This window comes from Teredinibacter sp. KSP-S5-2, assembly GCF_032773895.1.
Lineage (GTDB): Bacteria > Pseudomonadota > Gammaproteobacteria > Pseudomonadales > Cellvibrionaceae.
Genome location: NZ_CP120416.1, coordinates 499,461 through 516,929 on the forward strand (window position 1 = coordinate 499,461; position 17,469 = coordinate 516,929).

General features: G+C 44.4%; 18 protein-coding genes. 14 read left to right on the plus strand and 4 right to left on the minus strand.

The window, feature by feature from the left end; translation table 11 throughout:
* Window positions 1–49 precede the first annotated feature (49 nt).
* Both P5V12_RS02345 and P5V12_RS02350 read right to left on the minus strand, forming a co-directional pair.
* On the minus strand, window positions 50–331 hold the full coding sequence (locus P5V12_RS02345) for a hypothetical protein (protein ID WP_316955625.1): 282 nt from the start codon (window positions 329–331) through the stop codon (window positions 50–52).
* Window positions 331–1,002 carry an HAD-IA family hydrolase gene (locus P5V12_RS02350; protein WP_316955626.1) on the minus strand — a complete coding sequence of 224 codons (672 nt, stop codon included), beginning with the start codon at window positions 1,000–1,002 and terminating at the stop codon, window positions 331–333. Before P5V12_RS02350 ends, P5V12_RS02345 begins: the two co-directional genes overlap by 1 nt.
* A 186-nt stretch (window positions 1,003–1,188) precedes the next feature.
* Here P5V12_RS02350 and P5V12_RS02355 point away from each other — a divergent pair, with 186 nt between their 5' ends.
* On the plus strand, window positions 1,189–1,944 hold the full coding sequence (locus tag P5V12_RS02355; RefSeq protein ID WP_316955627.1) for a DeoR/GlpR family DNA-binding transcription regulator: 756 nt from the start codon (window positions 1,189–1,191) through the stop codon (window positions 1,942–1,944).
* A gap of 48 nt (window positions 1,945–1,992) precedes the next feature.
* On the opposite strand, the gene P5V12_RS02360 is transcribed toward P5V12_RS02355, so the two are convergent.
* Complete coding sequence (locus tag P5V12_RS02360) at window positions 1,993–2,220, minus strand: DUF2492 family protein (protein ID WP_316955628.1); 228 nt, start codon at window positions 2,218–2,220, stop codon at window positions 1,993–1,995.
* A 114-nt stretch (window positions 2,221–2,334) separates the two neighbouring features.
* Entirely contained in the window at window positions 2,335–3,822 is a 1,488-nt protein-coding gene (locus P5V12_RS02365) for a serine/threonine-protein kinase (RefSeq protein ID WP_316955629.1), read from the minus strand.
* Window positions 3,823–4,315: 493 nt separating this feature from the next.
* Here P5V12_RS02365 and P5V12_RS02370 point away from each other — a divergent pair, with 493 nt between their 5' ends.
* The 13 genes from P5V12_RS02370 to P5V12_RS02430 all read left to right on the plus strand — a co-directional run bounded on the left by P5V12_RS02370 (window position 4,316) and on the right by P5V12_RS02430 (window position 17,348).
* Window positions 4,316–4,864, plus strand: coding sequence for a flavodoxin (locus tag P5V12_RS02370; RefSeq protein ID WP_316955630.1), 549 nt, complete (start codon window positions 4,316–4,318; stop codon window positions 4,862–4,864).
* A gap of 11 nt (window positions 4,865–4,875) precedes the next feature.
* Entirely contained in the window at window positions 4,876–5,334 is a 459-nt protein-coding gene (locus tag P5V12_RS02375; RefSeq protein ID WP_316955631.1) for a hypothetical protein, read from the plus strand.
* A gap of 316 nt (window positions 5,335–5,650) precedes the next feature.
* The gene (locus tag P5V12_RS02380; RefSeq protein ID WP_316955632.1) at window positions 5,651–7,195 is read left to right on the plus strand and encodes an ethylbenzene dehydrogenase-related protein; all 1,545 of its coding nucleotides are present in this window, start codon (window positions 5,651–5,653) and stop codon (window positions 7,193–7,195) included.
* Window positions 7,188–7,964, plus strand: a complete 777-nt coding sequence (locus P5V12_RS02385; RefSeq protein WP_316955633.1) for a DUF1566 domain-containing protein — start codon at window positions 7,188–7,190, stop codon at window positions 7,962–7,964. The genes P5V12_RS02380 and P5V12_RS02385 overlap by 8 nt, the downstream gene beginning before the upstream one ends.
* A gap of 53 nt (window positions 7,965–8,017) precedes the next feature.
* Window positions 8,018–9,982, plus strand: a complete 1,965-nt coding sequence (locus P5V12_RS02390; RefSeq protein ID WP_316955634.1) for a carbohydrate-binding protein — start codon at window positions 8,018–8,020, stop codon at window positions 9,980–9,982.
* 243 nt (window positions 9,983–10,225) lie between these two features.
* On the plus strand, window positions 10,226–10,972 hold the full coding sequence (locus P5V12_RS02395) for a hypothetical protein (RefSeq protein WP_316955635.1): 747 nt from the start codon (window positions 10,226–10,228) through the stop codon (window positions 10,970–10,972).
* Between the two features lie 192 nt (window positions 10,973–11,164).
* A complete protein-coding gene (locus tag P5V12_RS02400) occupies window positions 11,165–11,941 on the plus strand; it encodes a PEP-CTERM sorting domain-containing protein (protein ID WP_316955636.1) in 777 nt (258 codons plus the stop codon).
* 322 nt (window positions 11,942–12,263) lie between these two features.
* Window positions 12,264–12,545: an antibiotic biosynthesis monooxygenase family protein gene (locus P5V12_RS02405; RefSeq protein WP_316955637.1), complete on the plus strand. Its 282-nt coding sequence runs from the start codon at window positions 12,264–12,266 to the stop codon at window positions 12,543–12,545.
* A gap of 36 nt (window positions 12,546–12,581) precedes the next feature.
* Complete coding sequence (locus P5V12_RS02410) at window positions 12,582–12,905, plus strand: hypothetical protein (RefSeq protein ID WP_316955638.1); 324 nt, start codon at window positions 12,582–12,584, stop codon at window positions 12,903–12,905.
* Window positions 12,893–13,348, plus strand: coding sequence for a GNAT family N-acetyltransferase (locus P5V12_RS02415; RefSeq protein ID WP_316955639.1), 456 nt, complete (start codon window positions 12,893–12,895; stop codon window positions 13,346–13,348). Before P5V12_RS02410 ends, P5V12_RS02415 begins: the two co-directional genes overlap by 13 nt.
* A 45-nt stretch (window positions 13,349–13,393) precedes the next feature.
* Window positions 13,394–13,891, plus strand: a complete 498-nt coding sequence (locus P5V12_RS02420; RefSeq protein ID WP_316955640.1) for an MOSC domain-containing protein — start codon at window positions 13,394–13,396, stop codon at window positions 13,889–13,891.
* A 68-nt stretch (window positions 13,892–13,959) separates the two neighbouring features.
* Window positions 13,960–16,653 (plus strand): glycosyl hydrolase family 18 protein, encoded by a 2,694-nt coding sequence (locus P5V12_RS02425; protein ID WP_316955641.1) that lies wholly within the window; start codon window positions 13,960–13,962, stop codon window positions 16,651–16,653.
* A gap of 299 nt (window positions 16,654–16,952) precedes the next feature.
* Window positions 16,953–17,348, plus strand: coding sequence for a hypothetical protein (locus tag P5V12_RS02430; RefSeq protein ID WP_316955642.1), 396 nt, complete (start codon window positions 16,953–16,955; stop codon window positions 17,346–17,348).
* The last annotated feature ends 121 nt before the right edge of the window (window positions 17,349–17,469 follow it).

Sequence of the window (17,469 nt, forward strand, 5' to 3'; positions counted from 1 at the left end):
AGGTTGTCAATTACGTAGTGAACTTTGTGTTTTTAATGGCGATGCATGTTTAAAACACCGCAACAAATAAAAACGTTTGCAGTATTAAGGCGATGGCGTTGGTAACGATGATGGCCGGTCTTCTGAAAAATACACCGTATGCCAACCAAAACCCAAATACCAGCAAATAACCAAAAACAAACCCAATGGATAAACCACTGGGATCTTCTCGCTGCCATTCACTGATCACTTGTGTTAGTTGTGCCAGACAGCCAAGCAGGCCGATAACAATGCCGGCAAAATCCCACGCTTTTTCGTTACGATATTTTGACTGAATTACACCTGTTTCCATTACTCTGTCTCCTTGTCAAAACAACAACTCGCTATGCCCAGTTGTTTTAACACAGGTAAGTAGTTATCGATTCTTGCCCGAATACGTGGATGTTCAATGGTTGCGTGTTTGCCGACAACCACAACATCGCAGCCTGCATCGAGTGCGCCGCGGACACCGTTGTTTGAATCCTCAAATACCAGGCAGCGCCAGGGTGGTAGCTCTAGAAAGCTGGCTGTGGTCACAAAGTGTTCGGGGTCGGGTTTACCGTGTAGTATTTTTTCCGAGGTGACAAATATTTCGGGTTTGGGAAGTCCAACAACGGACATACGAAGATCGGCAACCGGGTAGCTGCATGATGTTGCGATTGCCCAGTTAGCATGGGTGTTTTGTAAGTGATGCAGTAGTTGGCTTGCGCCAGGGATTTCGACCAAACCGGTGCTGGTTTTTGCTTCCTCGGCTTCAATGAAATCCGACTCTTTTTGTGCATCCAGGTGAGGGGCAATTTGCGGCAGGATATCGCTGACGCGGGAGCCGCGACATGCCTGAATAATGGTTTCAAAGTCGAGGAGGTGTGATTCGCACCAGCGGCTAAACACTTCTGCGATTGCGGCAGAGGAGTCCACCAGTGTGCCATCTAAATCAAAAATAAGGCCGCTGTATTGGCTTAGGTTGGGAATTGAGTGTTCCATAGTGCGTGTTCTCAATAGTTTTGCATGTTTTTGCATGAAAAATACGTGAAAGCTATAATTTTTAGTCTTTTTACGCTGTTTCGTGCGTCTTCGTGCAAAATATACGCTTGAAGTATGCCGCTTTTCAAGTAAAATTCGGCATAAACATGCAAAATCCAGTAAAAACAGATATTCGGAGTGGTAAACATGTTATTGGCGGAAAGGCAGACGTTGATTCTGCAGGAGCTGAATCTCAAAGGGCGGGTGTATGCCAGCGAGCTGGCTGAAAAACTGGATGTCTCGGAGGATACGGTACGCCGGGACTTGAATAAGTTGGGGGATATGCAGCTTCTTCGCAGGGTGCATGGCGGCGCTTTGCCCTTGCAATTGGATTTGCCCGATTACGCCGACCGGCTGGAGAAGCGTAACCCGGACAAGCAAAAACTGGCTAATGCAGCGCTCAGTTTTATCGAACCGGGGCAAACCATTATGTTTAATTCCGGCGAAACCTGCCGGTATTTGGCGATGGCGTTGCCGAGAGATATACCACTTACTGTGGTCAGTGCTTGCCCGTTGATTGCCTGTGAACTGTCTCATCACGATAACGTTGAGGTGGTGCTGTTGGGTGGGACGTTTTTCAAGCCGGGTTTACGTTGCGTGGGCACTTTATGTGCGGAAATGATTCGGCGTATGCGGTTTGATATCTGTTTTACCGGCTTGTGTGCGTTGCACCCGGAGCGGGGTATTTCGGCAAAATATCTGGAAGAGGCGGAAATTATTCGGTTGTCCATCGAGCAGGCGGATAAGACGGTTGTTATGGGTGGGCATGACCGTTTGGGAGTCGTAGCCAGTTATCAGGTGACGGGTACTCAGGAACTGGATGTGTTGATCACAGATCAGAAGGTGGAGTCTACGATGTTGCAGAGTTTACGAGCGCGGGGCTTAAGGGTTTTGCAGGTTTGATATAGCCGCCAGTTTTTCTGACGGCTACCGAATCGATTGGGTAGTGTTTTACCCGGAATGGCCGCAGGCGCATCCGCCGTTGCCATTTGATGAAAGCTTGCCGTTGTTGGACAAAAATTCAATCACGGTGTCTTTCGTCAGGTCGGTTACGGAGCAACTATGAAAGCGCTGCTCAGCATCAAAGTTTTGAACAACCTCACGAGCAGAATCAATGGTATGTGGTAATTGGTTTTGTGCGATGAGTTCGTATATTTCGTGGATATGGATAGATTGCATTGTGTCACTCTCTGCCGATAAGAGCGTCACATAATAAATTAGCCAAAAAATTGTACGCTGATTTGCATCAATTGGCCGTTGTTCAGGCCTTTGGCTGCGTATTATGGAGTTCGCTTAGATCAGTTTATTGATAAAGCGCTTAATCGGGTTACTGGAGTTTGCGTATTTTTTTCGTAAGGCCAGCAGTTCTTCATTTTCCGGGTCGAGTTCAAGTCCGTTCTTAACGTGGCGCATACCCTGACGGTAGTTTTTACTGGCAAACGAGAGTTTTGCCAGGCGAGTGTGTTCCTCGATCAAGAGTTTCATGCCTTGGGCGGCTGCATCGTTTTCGGGGTCGAGTTGCAAGACCACTTGGTAGTAATACTGGGCGTTGTCTTCTTTGGGGTGATATAACGCTTTTTCTTCGAACCGGGTGGCGGCCAGTTTGAGGTACCTTTCAATGCGCAGTTTACGCACCTCTTCGATCCCTTTTAGTGCTTCTTTATTTTCCGCATCCATTAACAGCACTTGATTATAAAAATAACGCGCATTGTCCGATTCTGGAGAGATTAATTTATTCTCGGTAATTTTTTGTTCAGCTTGTTCGAGAAATTCATTAATTTTTCTTTCAGTTTCGCTTTCGTAGGTGAGCGCGAAAATGCCCATTGCAACAGCAACAATACCGGTAAGGAATATGGATGTTTGTTTGATTTTTTTACTGGCCAGGGTTTTGAGTTGCACATCGTGTTGGTCGGACGGTGTATTCGGTGCGCAATCAATCTGTATTGTCCGGTCTATTTGGGATGTACTTGCATGATTGGTAAAGTACAGCGCATGCTGGCGTATTTCTTGGATCAGCTCATCGCAACTGGCGAAACGATCTCCCGGTTCTTTTGCCAGCATTTTATTAATAAGCGGCTGAAACAATTTTAGGTGTTCAGGCAATGTGGGAATCGGCATTTTAATATGCCGGATTGCTGTGTCTGAAAAACTTTTTCCACGAAATGGATTTTCACCTAATAGTAATTCAAGAAAGACAACGCCCAGGCTGTATATATCACTGCGTGGGTCGAGGTTTTCTCCCTGCGATTGTTCGGGACTGCTGTATATGGGGCTGCCGACGGTAATGCCTACCTGGGTAAGCTCGAGGTCTTTAGTAAGGTCTTTGGCTATGCCAAAGTCAGATAACACCACGGTGTTTTCGTCCCGGTATAAAATATTTGCGGGCTTAATATCGCGGTGAATAATGCCTTTTTTATGGACAATTGTCAGACCTTCGGCGATCTGTTTAATTAGTGAAAGTGCAAGTTGAGGGTCTACTGCTTGATCCCGATATTTGGTCAGGTCTCCACCTTCCAAATATTCCATGGCGATGTAGTAGTGGCCGTTTTTTAATTTGGCAATATTGTAAATAGTAATGATATTCGGGTGGTTGAGTGATGCAATAAATTGCCCCTCCCGAATGAATCGCTCATTAAATTTTTTATTATCCGTTTTACGCAGAAGTTTAAGGGCGACTTTTCTATGAAGTGATTTCTGTGTTGCCAGATACACAGTCGCCATGCCGCCTTCACCGAGCACGTTATGAATTGTATAACCGGGGATTTGCAGGGTGTCGTTCATAGTCAATTCGGATATAGCTTTTAACTAATGTCGCTTATTTAATTTTTTGGACGCAAAAATTTGCTGTAGTTTGCCGTCGACGCATCGACCCAAATTGTATCACCTTCATATTACATCGTTTTCATTTTGCGAGAGGGCGCTTTGCATTAAACGCCATTTACACCATTTTCTGTGTTTTCAGTCATAAAGTTGTGAAGTCTGTCACGTAGTAAGATTTAAGAAACCGAGAGTAAAGGTAATTAAAAAAGCCCATCCTTGGGGGTCTACTGTTTCCGTTAGGGTGAGGTAAAAATAAGGTGGCCAGTCCCTGGCTATGTCTGTGACATGTATCCGTTAGGCTAAGTCTGAGCATCCATGACGAGGGGCTGGATCAACGAGCAAACCACAATACGCGTTGAATTCGTCATGGATGCGGTCATTATTCCCTATTTAATTTACAAACGCAAATAATAAGCGTTATCATTCGCGAAAAGCTAATCAGGAGTTTTTGGGTATGAGTGATATTGCAAATGTGCGTATAGGGTTGATTTTCGGCACGGACACGGGAAACACCGAAGAAGTGGGCGATAAGATCTGTGAGGCGCTGGCGAATTACGGATGTGCGGTGGAAATGAAGAATGTTGCGGATGTTGAGCCGCAAGATTTTGAATGCTATGACATGCTGATTATGGGAATTCCCACATGGGATTTTGGTGGAATTCAGGAAGATTGGGAGGATTTTGAATCGCAGATAGCCGGTTTGCGTTTATCTGGTAAAGCGGTTGCCCTCTATGGTTTGGGCGATCAGTTGGGTTACGGCGACTACTTTATTGATGCGGTAGGTTGGTTGTATCAGCGAATACTCAAAACCGGTGCGAGGGTGATTGGTGCCTGGCCTACCGATGGCTACGACTTTGCTGCCTCCCTGGCGGCCAACGAAACCAAAACACATTTCTGTGGTTTGGCGATAGATGAAGATCAGCAATTTGATCTGACTGATCAGCGTGTTGCCTCTTGGGTTGCGCAGTTGGTTGGTGAATACGCTCAGACAAATGCTGCCTAGGGAGTGTAGTGATGAATGACATTTCACCGATAACGCAAACTCATTCGATCACGCCACAGGGGGCGCAAAAGTTAAAACAGCAGGGGGATGCGCTGTTAACCGATGCCCGAAGGGCTCTGGATGAGCAGGACTGGACACAGGCCATCGCCTCTTACTACCCGGCATTTTGCATTGCTGAAACCATGATGAACATGAGCCGTTGTCAGAACTGCGCAACCAGGTTGATTCGACAATACCTTCGTATAGGAATGGAATACCTGTATTGCTTGCGTAAAAGTGCCGATGATAAGAATGCTGCAGCGTTGATGGCTCTGGTTAAACACAGCCTGGCTGGTCGAACAATCAGCCAGCCCGCGGAATACGCTCTTGCCATCTTTCACAAGGTGGCGTATTCGCCCATGAACGAGGTGGATGCCTGGATGCAGATGCTTTTCGCGGCCGATGAATCCCGGCTACATACTAAACACTAATCTTCCGGCCCGGTCTCACCGGGCTTCTTTACCGCAGTCATATCTCGCTCCCCATTTTTTCCTAACTGTCATCTTTCGCAATTAGCATTGGCGTCCCATTGAGTGCTTATATCGCTTCTTGTGGGCCAGTTTCTGCGGCATTTAACATTTTTGTACAAAACCTTTGAGGAAGCGCACCGGTGATTCGTCCTTGTGGGAGATAATTTCTCTATACGCAGATTAAAAATAACAATAGTCAGATTTTAACATTATGTTTTTCCCTGTTTTTACTTTTGTTCGGGTCTTTTGCCATCTCGCGGCGATTGGTTTGTTATGTGTGAGTTTCCTAAGCGGCCTTCGCCTTGCTACGGACAACCCAATGCAGTGGGTATGGTTGAGTGAATTAAGCATTGTCCCTCAAGGGGATATGTTTGTCGTCCATCAGTGGGCGGCTTATGGCTGGTTAATTCTTGCTCTGATTGCAATGTATTATTTCATCCGAAGTATTCGGCTGAAAAATAAACCGGGCAACGGCAACAGTACTGGATTACCGCCCAAGAGGAAAAATCTGTTTATTCAGGTGATGTATTGGTTGATTCCACTCCAGCTTGTCAGCGGTTTGCTGCTCTATCTATCGGTTCTCCCTTCGTTAAATGCATTGCTTATTGGTTTTCACTATTTGTCTGCGTTGGTTTTAACTGCTCTGGTTGTTTACCACTCATTCGAGCAATTATTGATAAAACGCTGCCGTTATTTATGGCAAGTGCTATTGCCTCGTAACTCGTCGATCATCGGTGTTGCTAGTCTCTGCCTTGTGATTACTGTTTCTGTTGCCGGCTTTTTTGCTTGGGACAAGGATGCGGTACGGTCGCTGAATATAAAACGCATCTCGCCGGACATTAATGTAGATATCGATGGCGAGTTTTCTGAAGCATTTTGGCAGGGTGTGGATTCGGTGAGTGTTGTGACTGCTCAGGGGAATGATTATACCCAGTCTGTTCCAGTGGAAGTGAAAGCGGTACATAACGGCTTTGAAGTGTATATGGCCATACGTTGGCCAGATGCTACAGAAGACTATGAACATTTACCGATGGTAAAAACCGAGCAGGGCTGGAAAGTGTTACAGGAAGGTTTCGAGCGCGATGATGAGCGCCGCTACTTCGAAGACAAGATGGCAATTATGCTTTCGGAAACTTCGGAAGTGGGTGGTGCGGGCAGTACACATTTAGGCCGCAAGCCGTTAAAAAATAAACCGGCCAGTCGCTCCGGTCGAGGGTTTCATTATACAACCGATGGTTCTGTGCGGGATGTATGGCACTGGAAAGCCCTGAGGGTGAATACCATGTCGGTTTTGGATGACGACCACTTTGGTGAGCCGTCGCCGGATTGTGCTCACTGCCCTCGTTATACTGCTGGTTACCATCCTGACCCGCAGGAAACGGGTGCAGTGCGACATAATTGGCAATGGTTTAAACCTGCCGGAGTGATACCAATACGATTGCCTGAGTATCCGGAAGATATTCAAAAAATAACGCAAAAAACATTTACCGACGATGCAATTCGTTGGCGGCGTACTACTGTCTATAGCCCAGAGCAGGACAATTACCCCGTGGGAACAAAAATGCCGTCGGTTTTAATTGGCGAAATTCTCAACGGCGACCGCGGTGATGTGCGAGCCAAAGGAAAGTGGAAAGACGGCTATTGGTATTTGGAAATTGCCCGCTCGCTGCAAACGCCGTCTGCTTATGATTTACCCGTCAAAGATGGTATTTATATTTGGTTTGCTCCGTTTGATCATGCACAAACCCGTCACAGTTATCACTTCCGACCATTGAAAATACGCGTCGAAAATAATGGCAAAGCGGAGGTGTCGAATGATTAGTTTAGTGCGCATTGCTGGGCGAAAAAATTCGCTACAAAATTTTTTAACATCGAGCTGTTTGGTGTTGGTGAGTCTCTTATCCATTAACGCATTGGCTGAAAAGCCAGAAGAAATAAACAGCGTGGATGAGGCTGAACGCTGGCAGAAAATCAGCCAAGACGGAATGCCAGTTCACCATAAAATGGGGCCTTGGGCGTGTGTGTTGGATAAAAAAACCGGATTGTTGTGGGAAGTTAAATCCTGGCAGGAGCAGCGCCAATACTACAAAGCTACATACTCCTGGTTTGCCAAACCACAAATTGTTAATGGAAAAACTGTTGAAGATTTCCCGGTTATGGGAAAGCAAAACTCCGGGTCGTGTCACGTCGGCCGGAATATATACCCCTGTGATACTTCCAACTTAATTGAGCATGTACGTCAAACCAACTTATGTGGTGTTGCCAAATGGCGGATACCGACTTTGCAGGAGTTGAGTTCACTTTTATATGAAAAGGCTCACCCCGGGCAGGCCAAGGTGAATAAATATCTGTTTCCCAGAACGGCCCGAACGCCTTATTGGACGTCTGAAATTATTCAACACAAAAATTACGCTGGTTCGAATGATAACAATAATAACTCACCGGATCAGAGCTCCTCACAATTTGATATTAACGCTGATGGAGCAGGAGAGGAGTTTAGGGTGCTTACCCTGAATTTTTACAATGGAGAAGTACAGGCTCTGCCAAGTGATCTAGTTGCAACGCTTCGGTTAGTGGCCACCACGGAGTAGTCATAATAACTATAACGTTTATTTCTGAGTCCTTTTCAATAATGGTGAACTAAATGAAATTAATTACTCAAAAAAAGAGTAAAGGGCTTAAGGGGCTGCCAAAAACCCTTAGCTCATTTACTCTTGCCCTGTGCGCTGCGGTGGGGATTACTGCCGAAGCTGCACCTACTCAAGTGCGAGTAGTATGGGATAAGAATCCTACTAGCGAAGCGGTAATCGGTTTTACTACAACCACAAGTGGTGGTAGTGGACATGTAATGGCGGGTACATCGCCAGACGCTTCTACCTGGCAAATGCATTCAACGGATTACAGCCGCTCTTACGGAAGTTTAAGCAGCAGTTTTGTGCGTTTGTCTAACCTCAGCGCTGACACCAATATTTATTTCCAGGTTTGTGATAATACTGGTTGTGGTGATAAGTTCTGGTTTAAGACCGCTTCTGCAACCGCAGAGGATGTCACTTTTATTGCCGGGGGTGACTCGCGTACAAACCGGACTCCTCGTCTGCAAGGTATGCGTTTAGTCAGTAAAATTCGTCCTGAATTTGTATTGTTTGGTGGCGACTTTACCGACGGTAACCAACCCTATGAGTTGGACGAATGGCTTGACGATTGGACACAAACGTATTCCAGCGACTCAATAAATGGTCAGGCGTACAAGCGTATTTATCCGCTTGTGCCAACAGTGGGTAACCATGAAAACAATGACCATCTATTTATGTGTAAAGTTTTTGGTACCGACCCCGATGGCAATGGCAGTTGTACCCTACGCGATACATATTTCTCATTTTCTATCGGTGGCAACCAGGCACGTTTTTATACTCTGAATACCGAGTTTAGAAATTCTGGTTATTCAACTCAGTGGTCACAACAAAAAAGCTGGTTAACCAGCGATTTGGCTGGTTCTGGTGTCGGTGCTAACTGGCGTTTTGCGCAATACCACAAACCTATGTTTCCACGTACTACGAGTAAGCCTGCTATTTACGAGAAAATGTTTGAGTGGGCTGCACCGTTTGAAACCTACCATATGAATGTTGTGGTGGAATCAGACAGTCACTTGGTGAAATACACTTGGCCAGTGGTACCTGAGTATAACGACTATCTGAAAACAGATGCCGGTACGGTATACATCGGTGAAGGTAGTTGGGGTGCACCAACACGAACAGCTAACCGTTATTCTAGCTGGATTGCGGATCAAAGCAGTTTTGCTCAGTTTAAAGTTATCCAGATTACCGGTGACGATTTAGCAATTCGAACTGTGAGATTCTCTGGTGAAAGTGGTACGAGCAGTCTGAGCAAGGCACAGCGTGACACCAACCCATTGGCGTTGCCCAGTGGTTTAAGTTTATGGAGTGCTGGTAGCGTTGGTACTGTGTACGAGTTGACCAAAGATTCTTCCGGTTTCTCGCGTGTTGGCACGGGTTCTTCAAGTAGCTCTTCTTCGAGCAGTTCTTCAAGCTCAAGCAGCTCTTCAAGTTCCAGCAGTTCATCTTCCTCTTCATCAAGCAGCAGTTCTTCCAGTTCATCTTCCAGCAGTTCAAGCTCTGGTGGTAGTTGTGGTGGCGTTCCAGCTTATGAAGCGGGCAAGGTTTATACCTCTGGTCAGCAAGTGGTACTGAACGGCGTAATTTACGAAGCAAATTGGTGGACAACGTCTAATCCGGAAACCAATTCGGGTCCTTGGTCTGCCTGGACTGTGGTCGGCAATTGTGGCACCAGTTCGTCCAGCTCCAGTAGCTCGTCGTCAAGCAGCAGTTCAAGTTCTTCAAGTAGTTCTTCAAGTTCTTCGAGCAGCTCAACATCATCCAGTAGCTCGTCTTCCAGCAGCAGTTCTTCTGGCGGCAGCTGTGCACCGGCTTATGTTGATGGCGCGTCTTATAACACCGGTGATGTTGTGTCCAATGTGGGCAACGAATACCGATGTAAAGTCGGCGGCTGGTGTTCTCTTGGTGGACCATACGCTCCTGGTAGTGGTTGGGCGTGGTCTTCTGCCTGGGAACAGCTAGGTGCGTGTAACTAAGTTGTAATAGCAGGCTTTACTCACGTAGAGCCTGTGATTTGTCGTTTTTTTATGTACTTTCCTATTTTTTCCAGACACCTGATTTGATCCGGTGTCTGGTTTTTTATCCCCGTTATTGCCGTTTAGTCTCGTTTTATTTTTTTCTCTCATGCGCGAATGCGATGACTTTGTTAATATTTAGTCTCGCCCGGGCTTCTGTTAGTGAAGCGCTGGATTTATATTCAATGTGTACCGCGTTACCTAATGAAAACAGAAATAAAATCCGTTGTTATTTTAGTTGCCGTTGAGGATGAAGCTCTGCCGCTTATTGAGTTTCTGGGGCTGAAGGAAAACACTGCTATTCTGCATCCTAAATTACCCATGAGATGTTTTCAGGGAACCCATAATTCTTTAGCACTTTCTGTTGTACTTTCTGGTAAGGATGAGCGACACCACGTGGATTATATTGGCAGTGAAGCCGCAGCAATTATGGCCTATGAAGCGGTAACAAAACTGAACCCGGATGTGATGATTTCTGCCGGGACGGCTGGCGGTTTTGCTGAGCAGGGCGCGGATATTGGAACGGTCTATTTAAGTGACGAGTATTATGTTTACCATGATCGTCATGTCCCTATTCCCGGTTATCATGAGTCTGCTATAGGTTTGTATCGTGCGCCGAATGTGAAAGCCTTGGCGACCAAGCTTGGGGTGTCAACAGGTATTGTTTCTACTGGGTCATCATTGAAAAAAAGTGCTGACGATATCATGACCATAAATAGTCATAGCGCTGTGGCAAAAGAAATGGAAGCTGCCGCGGAAGCCTGGATAGGCCAGCTATTTTCTGTTCCCTTAATTGCAGTGAAATCCATTACCAATCTGGTTGATCACGATAATGCATCCGAAGAAGAATTCATAAAAAACTTATCTTATGCCTCTGAACGTTTGACCGAAGTGTTAATTCAGCTTATTGATACCCTCCCCGAGTTTTGTGTAGAAGACCTAGCCCGCTAACGGCTTTAGCCTGGAATATGCGCGTAATGCACAAAATGCGCAAATATTTCCATAAAAGTATTTATATCAAGTAACGCCAATTTTGGAACGTCATTCATCTTTAAGTAATTGTTTGAGAGGGCGTCGGAGAATAGTATCCGCGCTAAAGCCGAGGAGGCTTTTTTAAACTCATATTAAAAGGGAGAGTACCTGATGAAATCCACACTTATATCTTCACTTGTTCTAGGCGCAATGCTGTTTTCCTGGCAAATAAAAGTATTTGCTGCGGTTGTTATTGAAGACCAGTTTAACGACGGTGTTTTAGACTCCGCCTGGACGCAAGAGTTGTCTGATGCCCTGGCATGGGAATACTCAGAAAATGGTGGTTCTTTAAACGTATCGAATGTGCAGTCTTCGATTACAAATAATGTTAGCGGCGGTACATGGGGGATAGCTTCAATCGGTCAGTCATTCGACGCAGTCGCTGACTTTAATTCCAGCATGGCATTTAGCTGGGGATCAGATGCAAGCAACAGTGCAATGCAAGGACTATTGGTTTCATTTTATGGTACTGATAATAACCTGGTTGCCCGAACTGGTTACTTTGATGGTTGGGTAAAATACAGCGGTGCTGCTTTCGCCGAAATTGAAGGTAGAAAGATTCATTCAGGCTATGGCTCGCAAGCGTTAGCGGGTGACGGTCAGGTGGATATTAGTCGAAGCGGTGACAACATGATTGTCAATTGGAACGGACAGGAGTTGCTATCAGATATTTCCAGTTCTTTATTGACCCGGGTTGAAATTGAATTTTGGAACTACGCTTATAATGATGGTGCTGATGTTTCGCTATTTGGCGATCTGAACGTTGATAGCTTTACCTTCAGTGGTGAAACGGCTTCTGTACCAGAGCCTTCAAGCGCAGTACTACTTGGATTGGGCATGTTGGGTATGTTTTGGCGTCGACGAAACCTACAATCTGAGCAAGCTTAATTTTCGGGTACGCATAAAAAAGCCTGGTATAGCGATATACCGGGCTTTTTTTTATTCTCCAATCTCCTTAACGGTTACAGAGATTGTTTAACCTGTGTTGTGCATAAGGGATGCCGTATTTTCCCTCCTGTTCTTTATTCGTGCTCACTCGCATCAATATTCCATAAATTGAACGTAAATGATAAGAAGCATTACTGGCTCTGTTTTTGACAGAAATTGTCAGGAGAGACATACAGAGTGCTCATGCTATGCTATTCGAACAGCGTCAGCTACGATTACAATAATCACTTAAATAAAAAGCAGATTACCTAAGGAAATCAGGATGAGTATCACAAGAATCAATGAATTTACCGCTGCAGATGGAAAATCCGAAGAGTTGTATGAGTTTTTACAATCCCTCATCCCCTTTATCTCCGGCTCAGAAGGATGTTTAGGTTGCGAAGTATTGAGAAAACTTGGTGCAGAAAAAGAATTTGTTGTGATTGAGAAATGGGACTCAGAGGCGGCGCACAAAAAATCGGTGGCGAACTTCCCTAAGGAGGATATGCAAGCGGCAATGGTTCTGTTTGGCGCACCTCCTGTTGGAGCTTATTACACTGTTTAGTCTTAAATAGGATTTCGCTGAGGCGTCGTACCGATAATGAAACGACATTTAATTTCCATGGTTTGCTATACGGATCGTTCCCCCCGTGAAGCCCATTATTTGTACGTGGCGGAAGAGTGTGGTCAGTACTGCTTTTATGCCGGAGAGGTTATTGGAAGTGGCGTGGCGGCAGGAGGTGGTGAAGGTCGGTTTGACCTTGCCGGGTTGGTTGACATGGCAGGGTATCGCCAGTTTCTAAACGATATTCAGTGTGAATGGATTGATTCGATTCTCACAGATAAAGAACTCTCTGAAGAAAATAAATACCTTACGCTTATTGAGCGGTCAAAGAAAAGTCAGGTGAAAAAATGTATAAATTAGTTAACGTGCATGATTTCAGTGGTGGCGTTCCAACTGCGGTAGATTATTTTTACTCGAAATGGGGTTCGCCTGATAACTATCCCTTCTACCTTGACGCCATTTCTCATTCGAGTGCTACAGCGGATGCTATCCCGCAGTTTTATCTGATGTTAAACCGCAATGAAATTGTTGGCTGTTATGGTTTGATTACCAATGACGGAATAAGCCGACATGATTTGTACCCTTGGTTATGTAGTTTGTTTATTGAGCCTGAGCATAGGGGGAAAAGGCTTTCTGAAACAATTTTTCAACATGCCAAACAGATTGTTAAATCTATTGGCCAGTCTGCATTATATTTGGTGACGGATCACGATGGTTTATATGAAAAATTTGGCTGGGAACGAATGGAGGATGGGTATAGTGTGGACGGTCGGCGAACGCGCATTTATCGAACCTATGTTTAATTAAATTATTTGTCGATTTCGGTATCTCTGGATAAAAAAATATATATGAAAGCTACGGGACGTTTACTCAGCCGTTATACCACTCAGCTCGCGCCTGGTCGTGTGGAGTGGATTGGGGTGCGGCCAAAACGGCGAGAGGCGGTTTGTGCTTTGGAGAGTGTGGAGGCTTTGGAAGGGTTAGGCTTAACAGGAGATCACCGAATAGGTAAAACACCTGGTTCCGCTCGGCAGCTGACAATTATCAGCACCGAGTTTATTGCGCAAATAGCCCACTTTATGGCTAAAGAATGCATTGATCCGGCGTTGTTACGACGAAATATTGTGATATCTGGCATGAATTTAAATGTTGTTCGACATCAGCGTCTGCAAATAGGCGAGGCGATCATTGAAACAACAGCCTGGTGCCATCCTTGTTCTCGAATGGAAGAAGTATTGGGAAGCGGCGCGATAGCGGCGATGATGGGGCATGGTGGCCTATGTGCAAAAATTGTTAACTCAGGAAGAATTCAGCTTGGGGACTCTGTCACTCTACTCCCCGTCTGATTGTTCTTCTCTGTTGGTAAAGTCTGATTTATGATGGAGTGCTTTGTCGACTATAAAAAATAATAATAATGATTAGATTCGTTTTTTCTCTCTTTACCTGTTTGTTATTGCCATTTTTTGTTTCTGCTCATGCCTCACCAATGATCGTCGGGTACTATGAGAGTTGGGGGATTTATAGCCCGAATGTACACGTCCGGGATTTGCCGTTAAGTCGTTTGACGCATTTAATCTATCAAAACGCCCGCGTTACCGAAAAGGGTGAGGTATTAGTTGGCGATATCTATGCAGATATTCAACATATTTATCCCGATGATGATCTTAGTCTGCAAGATTACGCTGGAAATTTTGACGAGTTAAATGATGTTCGTCCTCTTTTTCCAAAATTAAACACGCTAATTTCATTAGGTGGATATGTTTATTCGAACCACTTTGCTCAGCTTTGTTCATCTGAACAGGGAAGGCGAAAACTCGCTGAGTCTGCTGTTCAGTTTATGGCGCGGTATCAGTTTGATGGTATTGATTTCCAATGGTTTTTTGTTCGAGATAATAACCCTGAAATACAACGTAAAAATGAAGAAGGATTTATTTCCTGTTTGCAGACACTTCGCCAACGTCTGAACTCATTGGCTGATATAGATGGCAAACAGTACTGGCTAAGCACAACACTCTATCCGTCAATGAACGTTACATCAGAGCAAGCCGTACTTATGGCAAACGTTCTGGATTTTGTCAGTCCAACAGCTCAGGTTGTCAATCATACGCATGTTCCTGCTACCCGGCATTTTTCCCCTCTTTATTCTGACGATGGTGCCAGCGTCGACGGTTTTGTTTCCCGACTGATTTCTGTTGGGTTTCCCCGTGAAAAGGTGATTCTTGACGTGGCACCCCATGCGATTGCTTGGCAGGGAGTAAAAAATACCAACGGATTGGGGCAGGGTTTCTCAGGTTTGAGTTGGGGGAGTTGGGATACTGAGGAAATTGGTGCAACAGGCGTCTACAGTCGCGACTATTTAATCAGTTTATTGTCTAACCCTGATTATCAGGAATACTGGGATGATGTGAGTAAAGCGAGCTATTTATACAATCCGAATAAATTAGGTGGGCACTTCGTTTCCTTTGAAAGTCGTGCGTCCTTAAATGAAAAAGTCGATTATGTTGTACAGCAACAGTTAGGTGGAATGGGTATTGGTCGTTTGCACGCAGATGGTGATGATAGTTATTCCGTTGTCCACTATATTTTTAATCGATTCTATCCGCTGCAGAACATAAAGTTTGTATTGATTTCATCTTACACTAAACATCAGTCAGCGTTCCTTGTTAGTGTTGTGGTATTTCTTGTATTCGTTTTTTTTCTTGTCTTGATGGATGTAAAACGGCGAAAAAAACGATCCCGGATTGCAGAAGAAAAGCAAACCTTCTTGCTGCTTCAATCGGGTCTGAGTCGAATGGACTGGGCGTTAAATCAATCTTACCAATTATTGTTAGGTTCTGAGTTGCGTAAAGCGCTTTATGTTCGAGGTGGGTATCTTGCTTATGACCAAATGATTCAGGGAATGATGAGGCCTGTCCATATATTATTAGAACATACGCGTTTAGCAGAGCGAGAACGATCAGTACTCTGGCAGATGTTGAACCTGAACGATAGTGTTCGACAGCTTTGTTATCTAGTTAAATCTCGTTATGGCTTGGAAGTTCATGCAGATATGAATGAGGCATCAAATGTTGTGATCTATTCTGATGCGGTTTACTTGCAGCAGTTTTTGGAGAAACTGATTTTATTGTGTTGTCAGGATGTTCAGTGCCCATTAACCATATCTATTGCTGGAGAGGAAACAGCTTTTCATCAGTTGGATATCTCTTGTCTCGATTCAGACCTAAGGGAACTTTCAATAAACCATATCAGTGATTATCGGGATCTTTCAAAGTTGGCATCGAAGTTAAATATTCGTGTGACGAAGCTTTCCACTCCGGGTGGTTTGTTTAGGCTGTTTCTGCCTGCCGCACAAGATATTTGTTTGCCGTTGATTGTGGATAATCAAGATGAAAATAACGAGGTAGATAAGGTCGAATCTATAGGCGTCAAAGATTCGGTGTTGACTGATTCTCAGCAATATATGAGCTCGTTGCAATCGTTCTTTGAATCGGATTTGGTTGTATCTGATCTGCCAAAATTTATTGAGCAAATAGGTCAGTTTTTTTTGGTAAAGACTTCGAAGCCAATTTGTTTAACTGTTGCACAAGGCGAGCAGGTTGTTTCTGTCTATGGCGCGACTTCCATTCAACAACAGGATTTACGTCGTTATCAATATGATCTCCTGCAGTTTGAAGTTCGATCTGAAACTAACCTGACGGATGTGGATGAGCAGTTTTTTTCTATCCTGTTTGGTCATATTCAGTTGATACATAAATCAATTAAAGAGTTGGTGAAAAAACCTGCGCAATTATCGGAGCTGTACGAAATTGCCAGTAATAAAGACAAGATTGAATATATACAAGCAGATAAAGGATACAGCTTTATTTATCTTTCAGATCGGAAAGAACCTAAGTGTATCTCTATGCGGTTGAGAGTGATAAAACAATATTTTGATGATGATGAGCTGCTTCGTATTCATCGTTCATATTTGGTTAATCCAAAACGAGTTGTTTCTGCTCGGAAGGCTAATTTAAAACGATTTGAACTGATTTTGGATGCTCGATCTTTGCCTGTCGGGCGTTCATATATTGATCTTCTTCAGCAAAGATATAATTACTGGTTTTTATAGGTCTGTGTTTCTCAGATGTAAGATTGATGGGTGAATATTGAGTGTTTTTTAATGGTTGTGTTGCATTAAATGTAGATGTTATTACCATTTGATGAATTTATTTTGATATTTTTTGTTTCATAAATATTACTCTGTGCGCTAGCAAACACTTTTCTAAAATGATTTTTTTTGGCGCTGGTATCATTTATGAGAAATTGGATTGTTAAGTATTATTGTTGCGCCCGACGGTTTTGGGCTTTATTCGTTCTTTAATTAAATTAAAAATAGTTAGTACGAAAAGCAACTTAAGGAAAGTCGTTATGAAAGTAAGCTCGTTGATAAAATCTGTAGTTTTTGGTGTTTTGGCTTCCGCTGCATGTGCGAATGCTTTCGCCCAGCAAGTAACAATCTCTATCGGTTCCGGTGGAAACAATACCATGCAAGCAGAAAGTGAAGTGTGGTGTGTTAATTCAGGAAAAGCATGTCGGGTTATTGGGAATCGTGATAATCATGCTGGACCAAGAACATGTTCTATGACCTGTAACGTGAACGATATTGTTGTTTTATCCTGTTCGCCCAATGACCCAGGTGATCGTTGGGTTGATGATGTGACCGTGCCCAGTGAAGCTGTATTAGTAAGCGATACAGCGAGCAGAGAGGTGTATTCCTGGATTGCTACGAGTAATGCATCTACCCACTGTTCCTACACGGATTAAAACATCCTGGCGGAGTCATGTAGCCGCATACTGATTATTCACGCTAAAGCGTCCCAACGGGCGCTTTTTTGTTTGGATTCTGTTGATAAAAAAGGTGCAGAGTCATATTGCACTCTGCACC

Bases quoted from the DNA above. Each gene is read 5' to 3' on its own strand.
- P5V12_RS02345 (WP_316955625.1), bottom strand. From the start codon at position 331: ATGGAAACAGGTGTAATTCAGTCAAAATATCGTAACGAAAAAGCGTGG.
- P5V12_RS02350 (WP_316955626.1), bottom strand. From the start codon at position 1,002: ATGGAACACTCAATTCCCAACCTAAGCCAATACAGCGGCCTTATTTTT.
- P5V12_RS02355 (WP_316955627.1), top strand. From the start codon at position 1,189: ATGTTATTGGCGGAAAGGCAGACGTTGATTCTGCAGGAGCTGAATCTC.
- P5V12_RS02360 (WP_316955628.1), bottom strand. From the start codon at position 2,220: ATGCAATCTATCCATATCCACGAAATATACGAACTCATCGCACAAAAC.
- P5V12_RS02365 (WP_316955629.1), bottom strand. From the start codon at position 3,822: ATGAACGACACCCTGCAAATCCCCGGTTATACAATTCATAACGTGCTC.
- P5V12_RS02370 (WP_316955630.1), top strand. From the start codon at position 4,316: ATGAGTGATATTGCAAATGTGCGTATAGGGTTGATTTTCGGCACGGAC.
- P5V12_RS02375 (WP_316955631.1), top strand. From the start codon at position 4,876: ATGAATGACATTTCACCGATAACGCAAACTCATTCGATCACGCCACAG.
- P5V12_RS02385 (WP_316955633.1), top strand. From the start codon at position 7,188: ATGATTAGTTTAGTGCGCATTGCTGGGCGAAAAAATTCGCTACAAAAT.
- P5V12_RS02390 (WP_316955634.1), top strand. From the start codon at position 8,018: ATGAAATTAATTACTCAAAAAAAGAGTAAAGGGCTTAAGGGGCTGCCA.
- P5V12_RS02395 (WP_316955635.1), top strand. From the start codon at position 10,226: ATGAAAACAGAAATAAAATCCGTTGTTATTTTAGTTGCCGTTGAGGAT.
- P5V12_RS02400 (WP_316955636.1), top strand. From the start codon at position 11,165: ATGAAATCCACACTTATATCTTCACTTGTTCTAGGCGCAATGCTGTTT.
- P5V12_RS02405 (WP_316955637.1), top strand. From the start codon at position 12,264: ATGAGTATCACAAGAATCAATGAATTTACCGCTGCAGATGGAAAATCC.
- P5V12_RS02410 (WP_316955638.1), top strand. From the start codon at position 12,582: ATGAAACGACATTTAATTTCCATGGTTTGCTATACGGATCGTTCCCCC.
- P5V12_RS02415 (WP_316955639.1), top strand. From the start codon at position 12,893: ATGTATAAATTAGTTAACGTGCATGATTTCAGTGGTGGCGTTCCAACT.
- P5V12_RS02420 (WP_316955640.1), top strand. From the start codon at position 13,394: ATGAAAGCTACGGGACGTTTACTCAGCCGTTATACCACTCAGCTCGCG.
- P5V12_RS02425 (WP_316955641.1), top strand. From the start codon at position 13,960: ATGATTAGATTCGTTTTTTCTCTCTTTACCTGTTTGTTATTGCCATTT.
- P5V12_RS02430 (WP_316955642.1), top strand. From the start codon at position 16,953: ATGAAAGTAAGCTCGTTGATAAAATCTGTAGTTTTTGGTGTTTTGGCT.